This is a genomic window from Candidatus Thiothrix phosphatis (genome assembly GCF_035668035.1).
Lineage (GTDB): Bacteria > Pseudomonadota > Gammaproteobacteria > Thiotrichales > Thiotrichaceae > Thiothrix > Thiothrix phosphatis.
The window spans coordinates 1-16,767 of the sequence record NZ_JAYMYJ010000140.1 but is presented as its reverse complement, the minus strand read 5'-3'; the positions used below and the strand labels follow the sequence as shown (position 1 = coordinate 16,767).

Below are 16,767 nucleotides of genomic sequence, written 5' to 3'. Positions count from 1 at the left end.
CGAGAGCATGTCTGTCCATACCAGTTCATTGCTGGGAATATGGGTAAGGGTGCAAAACAGTTCTAGGCTATATGTGTGCGTCTGGACATTGCAGACCAGAATATAATCGACCCTGTGTTGTTGCAGGGAGTCCAGTGAAGGGGGAGGGGATGGCGGAGCCGCGTCAGGCAGGGATGATACCAGCCGGATATTGCGGAAACGGCTCATGATCAGGAGCAAATCATTACGCACTTTATGGCAGACAGAATATATTCCGTCATTTTGTGGGTCAGTTGCCTGACAATGTACAGCTATCCGGGGGCCTTCCGTCACATGCGGCGCCAAGTTTTCTTGTGCGGAGAGAACAGACAGGAAATGGTTGTTTATCCGGAAGCTGACCTGATAAGACCCTTTTGGCATACTGATGGCAATCAGGTTGTGTCTGCCGTTTTCACTATAGTAGTCGTGCAGCAATTTACGCAAACGCCCCGCTTCGATACGGACTACTGGGTTGTAGACAGGGGAGAAGTCGGCCGTCTTGCCCAATGCATTGATTGCAATCGTGTACTGATTCAGGTTGTCCCCCCTGTTTTCCAGGGTTTCATGAACGGCGTAGTGCAAGAATGTCCTGATCAGTTTTCTGGAACGAAACTGGGGGCTGTTAAGAATGCGTTCCAGTTCTGCAATCACTTGTTCTTTATCTATATTCATGAAGACCAGCACATTCCCCGTATTCTTGTGCTTTCCTGAAAAGCAGCTAAATGCTTTATAGCATGTTTTTTTCTGAAGAAAAATATTATTGACTGATATGTTCCATACTTATTTCAAATGGTTGGGTGCATTCTGCCGTTCAAGCCGCATGGGTGGCGCTGGCTGGCGGCGTTGACAGCACGATGACGCCATCGCCACAATTTTCCTTGGCCACCTGATTGCGCCCATTGCGTTTGGCGCGGTACAGGGCGCGGTCGGCGGTGTTGAGCAGCATGGCAGGATACGTAACCGGGCTGTCATCCATGACCTGGGTCTCGCGGGGCGTATTGGGTGTGCAACTGGAAACGCCGACACTGACAGTCACAATTCGCGGAATGGAGCCGTCAGAATGCGGAATGCGTTGCTCCTCAACACTCTTACGCAAGCGTTCCGCCAATGTGAAGGCATCGTCCAAGCTGGTGTCAGGCAGCAGGACCACAAACTCTTCCCCTCCGTGACGGGCCACCACGTCGGATGCCCGACGCGCCACGGCCTTGATGCATTGGGCTATGATTTGCAGGCATTGGTCGCCTGCATGGTGCCCATGCCGGTCGTTGTAGCGTTTGAAGTGGTCAACATCAATCATCAATAGGGAGAGGGCATGGCCATCACGGGCTGCCCGTCGCCATTCAGTCTTGAAAATATTATCGAAAAATCGGCGGTTGGCAATCTGGGTGACCGGGTCGGTATGAGCCTGCTCCTGCATTTGTATCTGCACGGCGTGCAAATCATTGAGCAGGCTGGTGATGGAGCGGGATGCCATCGCCAGCAAAACACCCAGTAGCGTCACCGCCATCGCCAGCGAGTGCTGGGTGACGGAATTGCCCATGAGCAGTAGGTTTAGGGTGATGGGCAACAGAATGGCGCCGATTTGTACATACAAGGCAAAGCCCGATAGGGCCAGGACTGGCATGGCGGCGACGACAGCGCCTGCCAGCAGGATGACATGCATGGCCTGGACTAGCGTGTCCTGCGAAAACAGGATAAAGCCGGAAACCCCCCACAAGGCGCTGATCAGGGTTGAATAGATCAGATAACGTTGCCCGAATTGTTGCAATTCTTCTGGAGAGTAGTGTTGGGAAGGCAGGAAATGTTGGCCAAATGTCCAGCGCATAATATTGGTGCCGACGATGGCGATAAGCCAAACCAGCAATAAAGCCATGCTTTCGCCACCTTCCACCCAGCGCAGCAGCACAAATAGGTTGGCGGCAAATATGTTGCCCCAAAACCATATGGAGCCATGGCGGGATAAAAAGGTTATTTGCCCTTGCAGGATCAGTGGCGATGTGTGCAAGGGTGAGCTTGCTTTTTTCTTATTCATTGAAATCGTGTCATGGTTGTTGCATCGGTTACTGTGCCTTGGTATGACGCCCCTGTCAAAGCCAAAGCTGAATATAGTGCATCTCGTTGGTGATTGCCTATTTATTTGGTTTTACGCGGATAATAATAGATTTTATTTATGATCAATGACAAGCACAAAAACTACTCATTGATTGGGGTTAGGATAAATTTCAGCTATTTTTCTCCACTTGGTAGGGTGCTACAATCGCCCGTTTATCCCCGGGCGCAACAGTGGGGCTGCCTGTATTCCTTGATTGACGGAGTTTGCAATGCTCAAAGTAGGTTTTGTTGGCTGGCGTGGTATGGTCGGTTCCGTATTGATGGAACGGATGCGTGCCGAAAATGATTTCCAGGGATTTGAACCGGTCTTCTTTACCACGTCCCAGTCCGGTCAGCCTGGGCCGGATGTCGGTTTTGGCGCGCAACCGCTGGAAGATGCCATGAATATCAGCAAACTGATGGAAATGGACATTATCCTCTCGTGTCAGGGCGGCGACTACACCAGTGCTGTCTATGACAAGCTGCGTGCTGACTGGGATGGCTATTGGATTGACGCCGCCTCCACCTTGCGCATGAAAGACGATGCCATCATCGTGCTGGATCCGGTCAACCGCAAGGTGATTGACGCAGGTTTGCAAAATGGCGTCAAAAACTATATCGGCGGCAATTGCACGGTTTCCCTGATGCTGATGGCGTTGGGCGGCCTGTTTGAAAAAGGGCTGGTTGAGTGGGTCAGCTCCATGACTTATCAGGCGGCTTCCGGCGCGGGCGCGAAGAATATGCGTGAACTGCTGACCCAGATGGGCGAACTGCATGGCGAAGTGGGCGAGCTGCTGGCTGACCCGGCTTCCGCCATCCTGGATGTTGACCGCAAGGTGACGGCCAAATTGAATGATGGCTCGCTTTCCACCGCCAACTTCGGCGCGCCATTGGCTGGCAGCCTGATCCCGTGGATCGACAAGGCGTGGGCGAATGGCCAGACCAAGGAAGAGTGGAAAGGCATTGCGGAAACCAACAAGATTCTGGGCAAGGCTGAAGCCGACACCGTTCCGGTGGATGGCCAGTGTGTGCGTATCGGCGCGATGCGTTGCCATTCCCAAGGCATCACCATCAAGCTGAAGCAGGATCTGCCGCTGGCGGAAATTGAAGCCATCATCGCCAGCCACAACGAATGGGTCAAAGTCATCCCGAATGACAAGGAATCGACCCTGCACGGCCTGACGCCGGTGCAGGCTTCCGGCACGCTGGATATTCCGGTTGGCCGTATCCGCAAGATGAATATCGGGCCGGAATACCTCACAGTCTTCACCGTCGGCGACCAGTTGCTGTGGGGAGCGGCGGAGCCTGTGCGCCGCATGCTCAAGATCGCACTGGAATTTACAGGCCAATAACCAGTGATGGCGGTAGGAGGGAGTGTGCTCCCTCCTAGTCCGTTGTCCACTTGAAGGTGGCGGCACCCACCAGCAGGAATACCACCGCCATTCCCGCCAGTGTCAGCAACTGGGGCGTAATGTCAGCCAGCCCCGCCCCGTCCAGCATAATGGCGCGCGCCGCCGTCAGCATGTGGGTCAGCGGTGACAACTGGCTCAACCACTGCATGACCGGGTTAGTCCCCTCCATCGAAAACCATACGCCGGACAACACCATCATCGGCCACGTCAACAGATTGAGTAGGCCGCCCGCCAATTCCTCGCTGCTCACCCGCGCGGCCACCAGCAGGCTCAGTGAAATCAGGCAGAAAGCGCCGACAAACAGCACCAGCAGCAAGTTCAGGTAGCTGCCTTCCATCGTGAAATGCATGAACAGGTTGGTGCCGATAAACACCATGCTGGTGACGCACATGACCAGCAGCAAGCGGGAAAAAATTTGCGCCAGCAGGAATTCAGCCGCATTCAGCGGTGTGGCATTGAGGCGCTTGAGGTAGCCGCTCTTGCGGTAGCGCACGATTACGAAGCCAACCCCGAACAGGCAGCTGAACATGAGGTTCATGCCCAGGATGCCAGGCACCACCCAATCGATGTAGCGGATTTCTTCCCCCCGCACGCTTTGTTGCGTCAGCTTGGAACCATCGCTTGCCGCCAGCAGTTTTGCGAGGAAATAGCCTTTCTGTGAATCGTCGTTGACCCAGTAATGCATCTGCCCGGCGCGCAAATCCAGCAGCATGTCGGCCTGATGCCTGCCTACTTTACGCACGGCGGCGTCCACGGCATCCACCGGGACGGTGTAGAAATCCACATGCTGGGTTTGCAGGAAAGGGTGTAAGTTGGTGTCCGGCTGCGCTGCGGCGTTGAGGTGGTCAGCAACGACGCCAACCTTGAACAGCGGTTGCCCGCCGCCGGAAAACACGAATGCCAGCCCGAACACCAATGCCACCGGCAGGATGAAATTCCAGCCCAGCGTGGAGCGGTCACGCACGAATTCCAGGGTGCGGGCGAAAAAGGTTGCCCAGATGCGTTTGATCATGCCCGCAACTCCTTGCCGGTCAGTTCCAGAAACAAGTCTTCCAAGGTGCGTGGGCGCACCTGCAACCCCGCCAGTGACGCGCCATGCTGCATGAGCTGCGCCAATGTGCCGTTGACATCCTGGGTGACGATTTCCACCGTGCCGGTCACCTTGTCGAGGTGACGGTGCGGGATGCTGTGGGCAGCGGCGGGGAAGTCGCGCTGCGGCAATTCGATGATCACATCCTTGAAATGTGTCGCCAGCAAGTCGTCGGGGGAACCGTGCGCGATGATTTTGCCATGGTCCATGATGGCGATTTCATTGCACAAATTGTACGCCTCCTCCATGTAATGCGTGGTCAGCAGCACGGTCTTGTTGCGCGCCTTGATGCTGTTGACCAGTTCCCAGAAATTCAGCCGCGCCTGCGGGTCAAGGCCGGTGGTGGGTTCGTCGAGGAACACCACGTCCGGGTCATTCACCAGCGCCAGCGCCAGCAGCATGCGTTGGCGCTGGCCGCCGGACAGCTTGCTGGCGTCACGGTCGAGGTATTCACGCAAGCGGCAAATGTCCACCAGTTCCTCCAGCGGCAGGCCGCTGGGGTACAGGCTGCTGAAGAACTTGAGGTTTTCGCGCACGGTGAGGAAATCCTGCAACGCCGTCGACTGGAACTGGATGCCCGCCTCATTGCGGAAACGCGCGCCTTGCGGTTCACCCTTGTACAGGATGTCGCCGGAGGTGGGTTTGGTGATGCCCTCCATCATTTCAATGGTGGTGGTCTTGCCCGCCCCGTTGGGCCCCAACAGGCCGAAGCAGATGCCCTGGCGCACGGCGAAATCCACGCCATCGACGGCTTTGACGCCGGGATAATGCTTGCGCAGGTTGCGGACTTCGAGAATCGGAATGCTCATGTTCATGCTGTCAGTGATGGGTAACGGGGGGAATGATGGCACAAATTCAATACATCAGCAGATGAATTACGCCCCGTGCCAGCAGGCCGACGCCTGCGCCCAACAGGGCGGGGCGGACAACTTCGGCGACGCGCGGGCTTGCGCTGGCGAAAATGGCGACACCCACAATATCCAGCGGGTTGGTGGCGAAACCGGCCATGCGGTTGAGTTCTGTTGCCGTCAGGCTGCCTTGCCGCAGCAAATCCATGGCGACGCCCATAAAAGCGGTGCCGCCAGCGATGAATTTGGTGACCAGGGGCGATACGGCAGCCTCCGGCAACCCTAGCCAGGCCATCAGCGGTGCCAGCCAGCCACTGAGCAAGGCCATCGCCCCGCTGGCTTTGAGCACATTGACGAAGCACAGCGCCAGCACCAGCATGGGGATGGAGTTGACCACGATTTTCAGCCCTTCCAGGCCGCCGTCCGAGAGGATGCGGATGGCGTTCTTGTGGGCATGGGAAGTGGGTGGCGCTGCATCCGCGCTGGTGGTTTCCTCATCCCAACCGGGTTGGCGGGCGAACAGGTGGTAGGTGATGGCCGCCGCCAGCAGGCCGCCGATGACGGAGGTGGCCAGCGCCACGCCGACATCAAGCCCGAAAACTGCCAGCGGGAACAGCACATTGGCTTGTGTCATGACCAGGATCATCGCCAGGGTGGCGGCAAGATGGCGGCGGGAGACGCCGTTTTGCCCCATCAGGGCGAAGGTCGCCACCGGGGCGGCGAAGCTGACCAGCAGCAGTTTGACGGCGGCGAAAATTCCCAGGCCGGGAATGCCGAACGGTTTGAGCGCCGGACTGAGCAGGCGGGCAATGAACAGGAGCACGCCCCAGGCGTCCAGCAGCTTCATCAGCGCCAGCATCACCACCATGATGGGCAACAGCGTGTAGAGGGCAAGGTCAACGCCGGTGCGGCCTGCCTCCAGGATGACCTGAATAATGGATTCCATGCGCGTTTCAGTATGATATTGGGGAAGTTGCAGGGATAATGGCACATATTCCCTGCCTGAAGGAGCCAAGATGGGTTATATCTTGGAAATAGACGGCTACTGGGCTTACCTTTGTAAAATAAATCTGCTGGGAAGGGGTGCCGGTTACTGGCAAGGTGATGGTGAGTTTTTGTTGGCTTGAGTTGCGCCAGAACGGGTGGCTTATATAGGGGAGGATGAGCGTGGGGAGGTGGGGACAAGCTTCATCCCGCCCCTGGAGTCCGGTAGGGGCAGGATGAAGGATCAAAAAATCATTTGCCTTCGACCAGTGCGCAGGCCACGTCCTTAGTGGTGTTGTCTTCAAAATGGAGACGGCAAGCACCAGGGCCAATGGTTTCATTTTGGACGATGACTTGGAGCTTATGAGCAGAGGATGCATTCGCTGTCAGTTGGTCAGAAGCTGCCACCGCAGCGAACATCATCAGGGATAAAGTAACAGTCAGAACGATCTTGATCATTTTAGTGGCTCCTCAAAAATTTATTGGGTCAGTCAGGGTAGTGCGTCTTGCATGGGGTGAATTATGCGGGAGGTATTCGAGGAATTCCGTGATGGTTAACACATTTTCCAGGGTTTTGCGATTATTTTCTGTCCAATCTGAAATTTGCCTTCATAATCAGGCGAATGCTGATATTAATACAGCTTCTGACTGCTTAACCTGAGCAATCAGTTTTAGGCCTAAAATGACTGCCTTGCGCCCGGCGTGGCGGGCGCTGTGAAAATTGCATGTGTGCCCCTGCGGAATCGAATGCCAACAATTGCGATGAGGCCAGTCAGCCATGCAGGCGGACATTCAGTTCGTCGATCACTTCCGCCCAATTGGAATCCAACTGTAAACCTTCCGCCAAGAAACCAGCCTGGGCAGGCGTCCAGAATGGGGCTTCGATTAACGACTCATCATGCCGAAGCGGGTGGTCATTGATGAAACTGTCAATGGCCTCGTGCTCGCCGGACAAGCCAAGCTGCTCAAACAAGGTGGAAATATGGTAGATATGCTCAGTCATCATGGGGAAAGTCCTCCGTCATGTTTCGACATTGTGGCTCCGAGGCGTCCCGCCATTGTCAATCTTGGTGGGCGTCGGGTGTTCCATAATCCCACATCATGGCCTCATGCCTTAATTCCGCTGCTTTGCGTAGTTGAATCAGTGTCCAGATCCGGAAGGCGTGTATACCAGCATTCACATCCCGCCGTTTGTCTGCTATTAATGCAGCATCCATTTTCTCAATCCATCAGCATTCCTATACCCAAAGCCTTTATCAGCTACGCCCGCGACGGCAGCCACGGTGAAAATCTGGCAGCCGAAATCCAGCAGCAGTTGCAGTCTGCCGGGTTTGCCGTGTTCCGCGATGTGATTGGCCTGAAACCCGGCGATGTCTGGTATCACAAACTGGAGTTTGAACTGGAAACCAGCGACGTGATGGTGCTGGTTGTCTCCGAAAAAATACGTACTTCCAAATGGGTGCATAACGAAGTCAGCATGGCGGAAGAAATCGGCATCCCTGTGATCCCGGTGCTGGCGGAAAAGGTGCGTTATCCGCTGTGGCTACGGCATTTGCAGGTGCTGGATTTTTGCGGGGCACGGGATTGGCGGGCGTTGCTGGCGGTGAAAGCGGGGCTGCCCGCCTCCTCCTGCCCCGCAACACCCAGGCCTCCTGCGGAAGTGCCTGCGCCCCGCCAGATGGAAGAGGGGAAACGGAATGGACTCGTTGCAGGCCGCTACATGATCCACAACAACGGCACGGTAACCGATACCGAAACCGGACTGATGTGGAAGCGTTGTAGCGAAGGGCAAACTGGTGTGGATTGCGGTGGCGAACCTGCCACATACACATGGGATGACGCCATGTCGAAATTTGGCAAGGGGGTAAGCTTTGCGGGTTATAGCGACTGGCGGATGCCAACCATCGACGAGTTGAAAACCCTGGTGGATAAAAAGCAGCATCCGGCCATTAACCAAACGGCATTTCCAAATACCCCGGCACGGTGGTATTGGTCATCAACAGAAAAAGATGCATCCGGCGCCTGGGTTGTCTACTTCGGCAGCGGTCTCGACCTTTGGAGCAACCGCAACTTTGACTTTTCTGTGCGGTTAGTCCGTTCCGGTCAGTGATTTTGCTTTTTGCTTCTGCGGTAGTCAGTGTGAGTTCGGTGATATACTCGCGCTATGGTTAAAGCCGGGAGAATTCAAATGGTCAATGCAGAGATGATTTTCCAGAAAGCGCAACAACTGGATGCCTTTCGGTTGCTGGAGTTGGCGGATTTTCTGGATTTTTTGCTGAGTAAACAGTCTGATGCCCAGAAACCACAGCCCGTGTTTCCGCCCACGCAAATAGATTGGCCGCAAAACAGACCTGCTTATCAAGCTAAAGTCCTGACGATTGAGGAAATGGATGCCGCTATCGAGGAACAGGCTGGTTTACATAAATGATTGCTGTTGATACCAACCTGCTGGTGCGTTACGTGGTCAATGACGACCGGGAGCAAGCTCTGGTCGCCGCAACTTTTTTCGATGAAAACCCTTGTCTTGTACAGCACACGGTATTACTCGAAACGGTGTGGGTGTTGGCGGCAAAAAGCACGTATAACATGCCAAGAGAAGAAGTCGTAAGCTGGATTCGACGTATTCTGGGTTTGCCCAATGTCTCAATACGGGATGAAAAGGCTGTCGGCAAGGCGCTGGAATGGTATGAAGGGGGGATGGATTTTGCCGATGCCCTGCATTTTGCCACCAGCCATGATGTGAAAGGCTTTGTTACCTTTGATCGCCGGATGCGTAACAAAGCGCGCCAGTTAAATATCCCGCAAAACCTCATTTTCCTTGGCAAAGAATCCCACTGACCCATGCTAGTCTTCTCCGACCTTTCCCTCCGCCGTGGCTCCAAGCCGCTGCTGGAATCCGCCTCCTTCTCCATCCACCCCGGCCAGAAAGTCGGTGTGACCGGCGCGAACGGCGTGGGCAAATCCAGCCTGTTCGCCCTGATCCGGGGTGAGCTCGCGCAGGATTCCGGCAACTTCAGCAAGCCGCCCGGCTGGGTGCTGGCGCATGTGAAGCAGGAAACGCCTTCCAGCCAGCAGACCGCGCTCGACTACGCCCTGCACGGCGACGAAGAATACATCCGCCTGCAAACGCAAATCGCCCAGGCCGATGGCGCGCACCTCGGCGAACTGCACGCACGCCTCGACGCCATTGACGGCTACACGGCGGAAAGCCGCGCGGCCACCTTGTTGCACGGCCTCGGCTTCAAGCCGGAGGAAATCACCCGCCCGGTCAGCAGCTTTTCCGGCGGCTGGCGGATGCGCCTCAACCTCGCACAGGCGCTGATGTGCCGTTCCGACCTGCTGCTGCTCGACGAACCAACCAACCACCTCGACCTCGACGCCGTGATCTGGCTGCAAGACTGGCTGAAAAGCTACCGGGGCACGCTGCTGCTGATTTCGCACGACCGCGAATTCCTCGACGCCATCTGCACCCACATCGCCCATATCGAGCAGGGCAGGCTCACGCTCTACACCGGCAACTATTCCACCTTCGAAATCACCCGCGCGGAAAAGCTTGCGCAGCAACAAGCGGCTTACGAAAAGCAGAAGCGCGAACGCGAACACATGCAAAAGTATGTCGACCGTTTCCGCGCCCAAGCCACGAAAGCACGGCAGGCGCAAAGCCGCCTGAAAGCGCTGGAACGGATGGAAGTGATCTCCGCCGCGCACGTCGATTCGCAATTCCACTTCAGTTTCCGCGACCCGGAGAAGTTGCCCGAGCGGTTATTGAATATGCAGGGCGTGGCAGTTGGTTACGGCGACAAAACCATCATTGCCGGGGTGAAACTGCAAATCCTCGCCGGTGAGCGTATCGGCCTGATCGGCCCCAATGGTGCGGGCAAATCCACCCTGATCAAGTTCCTCGCTGCGGAACTGCCCGCGCAAGACGGCGAATGCTGGCAGGCGCAAGACCTCAAGATCGGCTACTTTGCCCAGCATCAACTGGAACAGCTCGATCCTGGGCACACGCCCTTACAACATATCCGCGAACTCGACAAACAGGCGCGGGAACAGGATTTGCGCAATTTCCTTGGCGGCTTCGGTTTCCAGGGTGCACGGGTGGATGAAGCGGTCGCGCCCTTTTCTGGCGGTGAAAAAGCCCGGCTGGCGCTGGCGCTGCTGATTTACCAACGGCCTAACCTGTTGTTGCTTGATGAACCGACCAACCACCTTGACCTGGAAATGCGCCTTGCCCTCAGCATGGCTTTGCAGGAGTTTTCGGGTGCGATGGTGATTGTTTCGCACGACCGTCACATGCTGAAAACCGTCACTGACAAGTTGCTGCTGGTTGATGGCGGCAAAGCTGCCGAATTTGACGGCGACCTCGATGATTACGCCGTGTGGCTGCAAAACCGCTTCCGCGCTGAAGAGGCCGCCACCGCCAAGCCGTCAGACGAACCCGCCGCCGCGCACACCGCCGCCGGACGCAAGGACCAGCGCCGCGAAGCTGCCGAAAAGCGCAAACAGCTCCAGCCCTTAAAGCGCAAAGTGGAAAAGCTCGAAGCCGACATGGACAAGCTCAACCAGCAAAAACGCCTGCTGGAAGGGCTGCTTGGCGACCCGGAGCTTTATACCGAAGGCCACAAGGTCAAGCTGAAACAAATCCTTCAGGACAAAGCCGCCCTTGACGCCCACCTGGAAACGGTCGAGCTGGAATGGATGGAGGCCAGCGAGGAGTACGACGCGGCAATGTCTGAATTGTGATGCGTCAGACCGCTGCCCATAGCCTGAACTGCTGGTCAGAAAGGCCCAGCAGTTCACATAATGCTTGCAGGCGGGGCAAATCCTTTTCCTTTCTCCATAAATCCAACGGGATGTCCGGGACTTCGCATTCAATGCCGGTTAGCCGCCGCGCCAGCCGCACAGTCGCCTGATGCTCATCCACCAGCGCTTGCAGCCGTTTGGCCCCGCGCGTTTTCATCTGCCCGATTTCGGGGATGCGTGACAGCAGGATGTCCACCGTCTGGAATTTCTGCAACAACTTGGCGGCAGTTGCCATGCCAATGCCGGGAACGCCGGGAATGTTGTCCGCCGCATCACCCGCCAGCGCCAATTGGTCAGGAATCTGCTGTGGCCATACGCCGAATTCCTTTTTCACGCCACCGGGCGGCAGTGGTTTGCGCTTGCCGTAATCCCACCAGATGTCGTGTTCGCCGACCAGTTGCGCCAAGTCTTTGTCGCCGCTGATGATCATGCAGGCGTGGCCGCTTTCCCGCTGCCGTTGCGCCCACGCGCCCACAATGTCATCCGCTTCATAATGGTGGCTGGCGGCCTGCACAATGCCGAGCGCATCCAGAAAATCGCGGCAAAGCTGGAACTGGCGTTTCAATTCGTCCGGCGCCGAAGCGCGGTTGGCTTTGTAGCCGGGGTAAATGGCCTTGCGCTGGGAGGTATGCAGGCTGGTGTCGAAGGCAAAGCCGATCTGCTGCGGTTGTTCGGTCTTCAATAGGTTGTAGGTGAAACGCAGGAAGCCGAGCACGGCGTTGGCCGGATTGCCCTGTCGATCCAAGGGGACAGGGTCACGCACGAACCACGGGCGGAACACGTAAATGCTGGCGTCAACCAACCAGGCAGGATTTTCAGGCATGGGTTTTTCCGCTTGCAGGGTGAATTACAGACTATAAAACATACAGCTATAGAAATGCATGGGTGGGGTTTTTATGAAAGAATGGCTCAGGTCATGAATTAGAGGAGCAGGTATGCTGAAGTTATGCGTGAAATGGCGGATGGTTGTGGCGGTTTCCACACTGTTGGCGGCGGCAGGATGCAATGAGAAAGCGGCAGTGAACACACTGCCCGAAGTGACGCCGCTGGAAATGCTGTCAGTGGATGGGGTGGGGCCAATCAATGCCAATACGCCGTTCAACCTGCATGATATTGGCATGGCATTCCAAAGCTTGAATGTGACGGAACAGACCAATTACAGCGAAGGCCGACCGTACCATGTCATCACGGTCAAGAAGGACATCAAGGAGTTGCTGACCATCAATCCGGATGCGCAGGAGAAAAAAATCTTTTCCGTCATGGTGCAGGACAACCTGATCGGCAACCGTCTCGGCCACAGCATCGGTACCAAATTCCGCGACATTTATGCGGCTGGCAGCACTGAAGAATGCGCGGCGGGTGCGGAAGAGCTGTCCGGCAAGACGCTCTGCTATGCGCCCAAAACCGGCAATGTCCTTTATCTGTTTGGCGGTAACTGGAATGGGCCGGATGGGTCTGTCCCACCCAAGGATGTGCTGGCGGACTGGCGGCTGGAAGCCATTATCTGGAAGCCGCCTGCCAGGAACTGAGGGGAGGCATGGGGCGCAACCGACGCCCCACAGCGGTTATTCCGGTTTGTAATTGTCGATCTTGCTGGTGCCATCGCCAAAGAAGAACTTTTCCATTTCCTCTTCCAGGAACTTGCGGTCTTTCTGGTTGATTGGGCTGAGGCGGTATTCATTGATCAGCATGGTCTGCTGGCGCAGCCATTGCCCCCACGCTTCCTTGGAAATATGTTCATAAATGCGTACCCCCAGTTTGCCAGGGTAGGTCGGGCGTTCCAGCCCTTCTGCTTCGCGTCCCAAATGGACGCAATTCACCATGCGTGTCATAGGAATTCCTCAGGTTTAACAATCATGTGTTCCGGAAAAACTGGCGGACTGCCGCTGACAGCCCGCCGTTCAATTTGGTGCCTGCTTTATACCAGAGCCAGCCATCACCTTCCATTATCCGCGCTGGCTGCGTGTCGAAATCGACCTGCAAGGGCTGCAAATGCAGGCGGTAATGGGAAAATGTGTGGGTGAGGGCGGGCAGTCGCTGCGCAATGATGTGGGTTTGCCCGTGTGCTTGTTGTAGCCATTCGGCCATGCCGGTTGCGTCGGCAAATTCAGGGAAACTCCACAGCCCGCCCCAGATGCCGGTTGGCGGACGTTTCTGTAGCAGGATTTCGCCGCAGGCATTGCGCAACAGCAGGGCGATGGCGGTTTTTTCCGGCAAATCTTTTTTGGGGCGTTTGCCTGGATAGTCTTGCGGATTGCCCTGTTGGCGTGCCGCGCAATCCGTTTGCAGCGGGCATAGCAGGCAGGCCGGTTTGCTGCGGGTGCAAAGGGTTGCGCCCATGTCCATCATCGCCTGGGTGTAATCGGCGTTGCGCTGGGCGGGCAGGTGTTGTCCGGCGTATTGCCAAAGGCTTTTCTGGATGCGGGGTTCGCCAGGCCAGCCGTCAATGGCGTGGTAACGGGCGAGCACCCGTTTGACATTGCCATCCAGAATGGCGTGTGCCTGGCCAAGGCTGAGGGAAAGAATGGCGCCTGCGGTGGAGCGGCCAATGCCGGGCAGTGTCCCCATTGCGTCAATATCGGCGGGAAACTCGCCTGCATGCTGGCTGCTTACGATTTGGGCTGTCTTGTGCAGGTTGCGGGCGCGGCTGTAGTAGCCCAGCCCTTCCCAGTGTTGCAGCACATCATCCAACGGCGCGTCCGCCAGAGCTTGGATGTCCGGGAAGCGTTGCATGAACCGTTGAAAATAGGGGATGACCGTGCCGACTTGGGTTTGTTGCAGCATGATTTCCGACACCCAGACGCGGTAAGGGGTGGGGTTGTGCTGCCACGGCAAATCCTTGCGTCCATGCTGGTCAAACCACGCCAACACACGGGCGGAGAAATCGTTTTCTGCCATTGTTATCTTGCTGCAAACATTTTACTATTGCGGGCTTACGCGACATTTCAGCATGCGGGTGTAGTTCAATGGTAGAACGGCAGCTTCCCAAGCTGCATACGAGGGTTCGATTCCCTTCACCCGCTCCAAGTTTGCTTCCTGCAAAGTCCGAAAAAGTCCTAAATTCATATAAAAACCAGTAGTTAAGTTGCTTCGTTTGTTCCGTAAAGTCCGGCAATGGACGCTAACGGCCAGCAAAAACGTGTGTAATTCTGTGTGTTAAGTTAGTATGGTTCTCAGTCGTACTGCTGGCGCGTGTGTTCCGGTGTGTATGAAAGCTTGTAACCTACTGTTAATACTTAATGTATGGTTCCTCCATGTCCCTGAAAAATATACACATCGACAACGCCAAGCCACAAGATAAGCCGTACCGTATCAACGATGGTGACGGTCTGCAATTGGAGATCAGGCCAAACGGCAAGAAGGTATGGATTCACCGTTACCGCAACCCGGCAACCCGTAATCAATCCATCCTTACCATAGGCGAATACCCACGGGTGACGATACGGCAGGCGCGGGTGGCCATGTTGGATGCAAAGGGGCTGATAGAGCAGGGCATAGACCCTAACACCGAAAAGAAGCGGGCCAGGATTCGCGGGCGTGGTGAAACCTTCAAGGATATGGCGCTGGAATGGCACAAGAACCAGTTAGCCAGGTGGAGCAAGACCAATGCGGCGCAAGTGCTGGCGTGTCTGGAATACGATGTTTTCCCCTATATCGGCGGGCGGCTTATTGCCGATCTGGAAGCGCCGGATTTCCTGCAAGTCATCCGCAGGGCGGAAGGGCGCGGCGCATTGGACAAGGCGCGAAAGATCAAGCAACGTATGGGCGCTGTGATGCGCTACGCCGTGGCGACCGGCAAGGCCAGATATAACCCCGTGCCCGATCTGACCGAAGCCATGCAGGCGAAGGAAACCGGCAAGCACTTCAAGGCGCTGAAATTGGCAGAGCTGCCCGATTTCCTGAATGATCTTGCATCCTACCGTTCCGAAGTGATGCGGCGGGCGGTTCAATTCGCCCTGATCACCTTTGCCCGTACTGGATCAATCATTGCGGCGGAATGGGATGAAATCGACTTTGAAAACGCGCTGTGGAACATTCCAGGCGAACACATGAAGCTGGGCGACCCGCACATAATCCCGCTACCACGGCAGGCGCTGCAACTGCTGGAAGAGTTGCGGCCTTTCACTGGTGATTCCAAGTACATGTTTTACACCTACCACCGCACCAAGCCGTTAAGCTCCAACGCGCTGTTGTCGGTATTGCGTCACATGGGGTGGAGCGACCGCACCACCATACACGGCTTCCGGGCGCTGGCTTCCAGCACCTTGCATGATGCTGGCTTTGACCATAACCATATTGAAAAACAGCTTGCCCATGCCGAGCGCAACAAGATAGCCGGGTCTTACAATTACATGGCGCAATACATGCCCCAGCGTGTCGAGCTGATGCAATGGTGGGCTAATTTTCTCGACTCGCAAAAGGCAGGGGAGAAGGTGATGCCGTTCCAGGCACGTAACGGTTTATAGTTTAAGTCCAGCGTCTAGGGTAGCTACCGAAAAGCGGGAAACCTTCAACCCGCCTGACGCTGGTTTTATTTGAAGGAAACACCATGAAGGGGTGTTATGTCCGCAATCGAAACCATGCAGATAGGCAAGCTGATTACGCTGGAACAGGCTGCACATCGCCTTGCTGAAGTGGATAACGGTTATGCTGATCTACATTGGGCGCTGCTGTTTTGCCTTGAATCGTTTACGCGGTTTTGCATCCGGGTTACTTACCCCGTGAATACCTGGGAGCGCGAACACGAGCTGCAAGAGGGAGCGAATTGCAGACAGTGTGTTGCCATTCATGAGGAACGCGAACGGCTGGCGCTGGAGGATGCGGACGAAAGCGAATTTCCGGAATTTTGCGACAATTGCGAAATGGTGGCCGAGCCAATCATGGGACAGGGCGATTACCTGGGGCAACGCTGGGGGGTGTTCTTTGTGCCTGCTGGCGCGGTCAGCGCATTGGCTAACTCTGATATTCAGGAAGTGAGGTGCAGTGTTTTCTATGTGCCTGATGAATCTTGGAGTGGTGGATACCGGCGGTTTGAGCTTGCCAGCGATTACCATGTAACAATGGACTGGATAGACGGGGAAGAATCCAACCGTGAGGAATGGCGCAAAACTTTAGACGGGCAATCGCGGGAAGATAGCTTGCCTATAAGGCTGGCTGATTTGTTGGTATGGAAGGAAGATTTTGAATCAGCCTTGCAAGGTGGAGATGCGAGAGAAAACCGTAAATCTTTTCCCATGAATAACAATGATACAAAGCTCAATACCACGGAAAAGGTAACAACATGGATGAAAGGTTATGCAAGTGAAAACGGAATTGTATCGAATACTCCAATGAGTGATGAACAATTAAAGTCTTTCAGGGGTGATGCATTAAAAGCAGGAGTAGCGGCGTCAACCTTTAATACTTGTCGTAGGGCGTTAGGTTTTCTTGGGCAGGATAGAGCGGGATAATAGAAAATTATCGACATACCCACCTTACATACCCATAGCATAGGGATTGCCTACCCATGATAGGAGTGTAA

General features: G+C 55.6%; 18 protein-coding genes and 1 tRNA gene. 10 read left to right on the top strand and 9 right to left on the bottom strand.

The genetic code is table 11. The annotated features are described in order from the left end of the window. The first annotated feature begins 312 nt into the window (after positions 1–312). The gene (locus VSS37_RS16695; RefSeq protein ID WP_324697035.1) at positions 313–729 is read left to right on the top strand and encodes a hypothetical protein; all 417 of its coding nucleotides are present in this window, start codon (positions 313–315) and stop codon (positions 727–729) included. 100 nt (positions 730–829) lie between these two features. Here the strand turns inward: VSS37_RS16695 and VSS37_RS16690 are convergent, their stop codons facing one another. After that, the gene (locus tag VSS37_RS16690) at positions 830–2,050 is read right to left on the bottom strand and encodes a GGDEF domain-containing protein (RefSeq protein ID WP_324697034.1); all 1,221 of its coding nucleotides are present in this window, start codon (positions 2,048–2,050) and stop codon (positions 830–832) included. Positions 2,051–2,339: 289 nt separating this feature from the next. On the opposite strand from VSS37_RS16690, the gene asd reads away from it, so the two are divergent. Continuing rightward, positions 2,340–3,461 (top strand): aspartate-semialdehyde dehydrogenase, encoded by a 1,122-nt coding sequence (gene asd, locus VSS37_RS16685; RefSeq protein WP_324697033.1) that lies wholly within the window; start codon positions 2,340–2,342, stop codon positions 3,459–3,461. Positions 3,462–3,495: 34 nt separating this feature from the next. Here the strand turns inward: asd and VSS37_RS16680 are convergent, their stop codons facing one another. From VSS37_RS16680 to VSS37_RS16660, 5 genes are all read right to left on the bottom strand, one after another. After that, complete coding sequence (locus VSS37_RS16680; RefSeq protein ID WP_324697032.1) at positions 3,496–4,533, bottom strand: ABC transporter permease; 1,038 nt, start codon at positions 4,531–4,533, stop codon at positions 3,496–3,498. Beyond that, the gene (locus tag VSS37_RS16675) at positions 4,530–5,420 is read right to left on the bottom strand and encodes an ABC transporter ATP-binding protein (protein ID WP_324697030.1); all 891 of its coding nucleotides are present in this window, start codon (positions 5,418–5,420) and stop codon (positions 4,530–4,532) included. Before VSS37_RS16675 ends, VSS37_RS16680 begins: the two co-directional genes overlap by 4 nt. A gap of 46 nt (positions 5,421–5,466) precedes the next feature. Continuing rightward, positions 5,467–6,405: a nucleoside recognition domain-containing protein gene (locus VSS37_RS16670; protein WP_324697028.1), complete on the bottom strand. Its 939-nt coding sequence runs from the start codon at positions 6,403–6,405 to the stop codon at positions 5,467–5,469. Positions 6,406–6,695: 290 nt separating this feature from the next. Further along, on the bottom strand, positions 6,696–6,902 hold the full coding sequence (locus VSS37_RS16665) for a hypothetical protein (RefSeq protein ID WP_324697026.1): 207 nt from the start codon (positions 6,900–6,902) through the stop codon (positions 6,696–6,698). 313 nt (positions 6,903–7,215) lie between these two features. After that, positions 7,216–7,449 carry a DUF2789 domain-containing protein gene (locus tag VSS37_RS16660; protein WP_324697024.1) on the bottom strand — a complete coding sequence of 78 codons (234 nt, stop codon included), beginning with the start codon at positions 7,447–7,449 and terminating at the stop codon, positions 7,216–7,218. Positions 7,450–7,647: 198 nt separating this feature from the next. On the opposite strand from VSS37_RS16660, the gene VSS37_RS16655 reads away from it, so the two are divergent. The 4 genes from VSS37_RS16655 to VSS37_RS16640 all read left to right on the top strand — a co-directional run bounded on the left by VSS37_RS16655 (position 7,648) and on the right by VSS37_RS16640 (position 11,186). Next, complete coding sequence (locus tag VSS37_RS16655; RefSeq protein WP_324697023.1) at positions 7,648–8,553, top strand: Lcl domain-containing protein; 906 nt, start codon at positions 7,648–7,650, stop codon at positions 8,551–8,553. A 78-nt stretch (positions 8,554–8,631) separates the two neighbouring features. Further along, positions 8,632–8,871: a hypothetical protein gene (locus tag VSS37_RS16650; RefSeq protein WP_324697022.1), complete on the top strand. Its 240-nt coding sequence runs from the start codon at positions 8,632–8,634 to the stop codon at positions 8,869–8,871. Then, positions 8,868–9,281 (top strand): type II toxin-antitoxin system VapC family toxin, encoded by a 414-nt coding sequence (locus VSS37_RS16645; RefSeq protein WP_324697020.1) that lies wholly within the window; start codon positions 8,868–8,870, stop codon positions 9,279–9,281. Before VSS37_RS16650 ends, VSS37_RS16645 begins: the two co-directional genes overlap by 4 nt. A gap of 3 nt (positions 9,282–9,284) precedes the next feature. Continuing rightward, positions 9,285–11,186, top strand: coding sequence for an ATP-binding cassette domain-containing protein (locus tag VSS37_RS16640; RefSeq protein WP_324697018.1), 1,902 nt, complete (start codon positions 9,285–9,287; stop codon positions 11,184–11,186). Positions 11,187–11,190: 4 nt separating this feature from the next. Here the strand turns inward: VSS37_RS16640 and VSS37_RS16635 are convergent, their stop codons facing one another. Then, positions 11,191–12,069 carry a 5'-3' exonuclease gene (locus VSS37_RS16635; RefSeq protein ID WP_324697017.1) on the bottom strand — a complete coding sequence of 293 codons (879 nt, stop codon included), beginning with the start codon at positions 12,067–12,069 and terminating at the stop codon, positions 11,191–11,193. Positions 12,070–12,181: 112 nt separating this feature from the next. Between VSS37_RS16635 and VSS37_RS16630 the strand changes: the two genes are divergently transcribed. Next, positions 12,182–12,775, top strand: a complete 594-nt coding sequence (locus VSS37_RS16630) for a DUF1131 family protein (protein WP_324697015.1) — start codon at positions 12,182–12,184, stop codon at positions 12,773–12,775. A gap of 36 nt (positions 12,776–12,811) precedes the next feature. On the opposite strand, the gene VSS37_RS16625 is transcribed toward VSS37_RS16630, so the two are convergent. Both VSS37_RS16625 and mutY read right to left on the bottom strand, forming a co-directional pair. Next, on the bottom strand, positions 12,812–13,078 hold the full coding sequence (locus VSS37_RS16625; protein ID WP_324697012.1) for an oxidative damage protection protein: 267 nt from the start codon (positions 13,076–13,078) through the stop codon (positions 12,812–12,814). 22 nt (positions 13,079–13,100) lie between these two features. Next, positions 13,101–14,144: an A/G-specific adenine glycosylase gene (mutY, locus tag VSS37_RS16620; protein WP_324697010.1), complete on the bottom strand. Its 1,044-nt coding sequence runs from the start codon at positions 14,142–14,144 to the stop codon at positions 13,101–13,103. A gap of 54 nt (positions 14,145–14,198) precedes the next feature. Here mutY and VSS37_RS16615 point away from each other — a divergent pair. The 3 genes from VSS37_RS16615 to VSS37_RS16605 all read left to right on the top strand — a co-directional run bounded on the left by VSS37_RS16615 (position 14,199) and on the right by VSS37_RS16605 (position 16,696). Continuing rightward, positions 14,199–14,272 (top strand) — tRNA-Gly (locus VSS37_RS16615). A 228-nt stretch (positions 14,273–14,500) separates the two neighbouring features. Further along, positions 14,501–15,712: a tyrosine-type recombinase/integrase gene (locus tag VSS37_RS16610; protein WP_324697008.1), complete on the top strand. Its 1,212-nt coding sequence runs from the start codon at positions 14,501–14,503 to the stop codon at positions 15,710–15,712. Positions 15,713–15,808: 96 nt separating this feature from the next. Beyond that, a complete protein-coding gene (locus VSS37_RS16605; RefSeq protein WP_324697006.1) occupies positions 15,809–16,696 on the top strand; it encodes a hypothetical protein in 888 nt (295 codons plus the stop codon). The last annotated feature ends 71 nt before the right edge of the window (positions 16,697–16,767 follow it).

Coding starts and splice junctions, on each gene's coding strand:
- VSS37_RS16695 (WP_324697035.1), top strand. CDS start 313: ATGCGGCGCCAAGTTTTCTTGTGCGGAGAGAACAGACAGGAAATGGTT.
- VSS37_RS16690 (WP_324697034.1), bottom strand. CDS start 2,050: ATGAATAAGAAAAAAGCAAGCTCACCCTTGCACACATCGCCACTGATC.
- asd (WP_324697033.1), top strand. CDS start 2,340: ATGCTCAAAGTAGGTTTTGTTGGCTGGCGTGGTATGGTCGGTTCCGTA.
- VSS37_RS16680 (WP_324697032.1), bottom strand. CDS start 4,533: ATGATCAAACGCATCTGGGCAACCTTTTTCGCCCGCACCCTGGAATTC.
- VSS37_RS16675 (WP_324697030.1), bottom strand. CDS start 5,420: ATGAGCATTCCGATTCTCGAAGTCCGCAACCTGCGCAAGCATTATCCC.
- VSS37_RS16670 (WP_324697028.1), bottom strand. CDS start 6,405: ATGGAATCCATTATTCAGGTCATCCTGGAGGCAGGCCGCACCGGCGTT.
- VSS37_RS16665 (WP_324697026.1), bottom strand. CDS start 6,902: ATGATCAAGATCGTTCTGACTGTTACTTTATCCCTGATGATGTTCGCT.
- VSS37_RS16660 (WP_324697024.1), bottom strand. CDS start 7,449: ATGATGACTGAGCATATCTACCATATTTCCACCTTGTTTGAGCAGCTT.
- VSS37_RS16655 (WP_324697023.1), top strand. CDS start 7,648: ATGCAGCATCCATTTTCTCAATCCATCAGCATTCCTATACCCAAAGCC.
- VSS37_RS16650 (WP_324697022.1), top strand. CDS start 8,632: ATGGTCAATGCAGAGATGATTTTCCAGAAAGCGCAACAACTGGATGCC.
- VSS37_RS16645 (WP_324697020.1), top strand. CDS start 8,868: ATGATTGCTGTTGATACCAACCTGCTGGTGCGTTACGTGGTCAATGAC.
- VSS37_RS16640 (WP_324697018.1), top strand. CDS start 9,285: ATGCTAGTCTTCTCCGACCTTTCCCTCCGCCGTGGCTCCAAGCCGCTG.
- VSS37_RS16635 (WP_324697017.1), bottom strand. CDS start 12,069: ATGCCTGAAAATCCTGCCTGGTTGGTTGACGCCAGCATTTACGTGTTC.
- VSS37_RS16630 (WP_324697015.1), top strand. CDS start 12,182: ATGCTGAAGTTATGCGTGAAATGGCGGATGGTTGTGGCGGTTTCCACA.
- VSS37_RS16625 (WP_324697012.1), bottom strand. CDS start 13,078: ATGACACGCATGGTGAATTGCGTCCATTTGGGACGCGAAGCAGAAGGG.
- mutY (WP_324697010.1), bottom strand. CDS start 14,144: ATGGCAGAAAACGATTTCTCCGCCCGTGTGTTGGCGTGGTTTGACCAG.
- VSS37_RS16610 (WP_324697008.1), top strand. CDS start 14,501: ATGTCCCTGAAAAATATACACATCGACAACGCCAAGCCACAAGATAAG.
- VSS37_RS16605 (WP_324697006.1), top strand. CDS start 15,809: ATGTCCGCAATCGAAACCATGCAGATAGGCAAGCTGATTACGCTGGAA.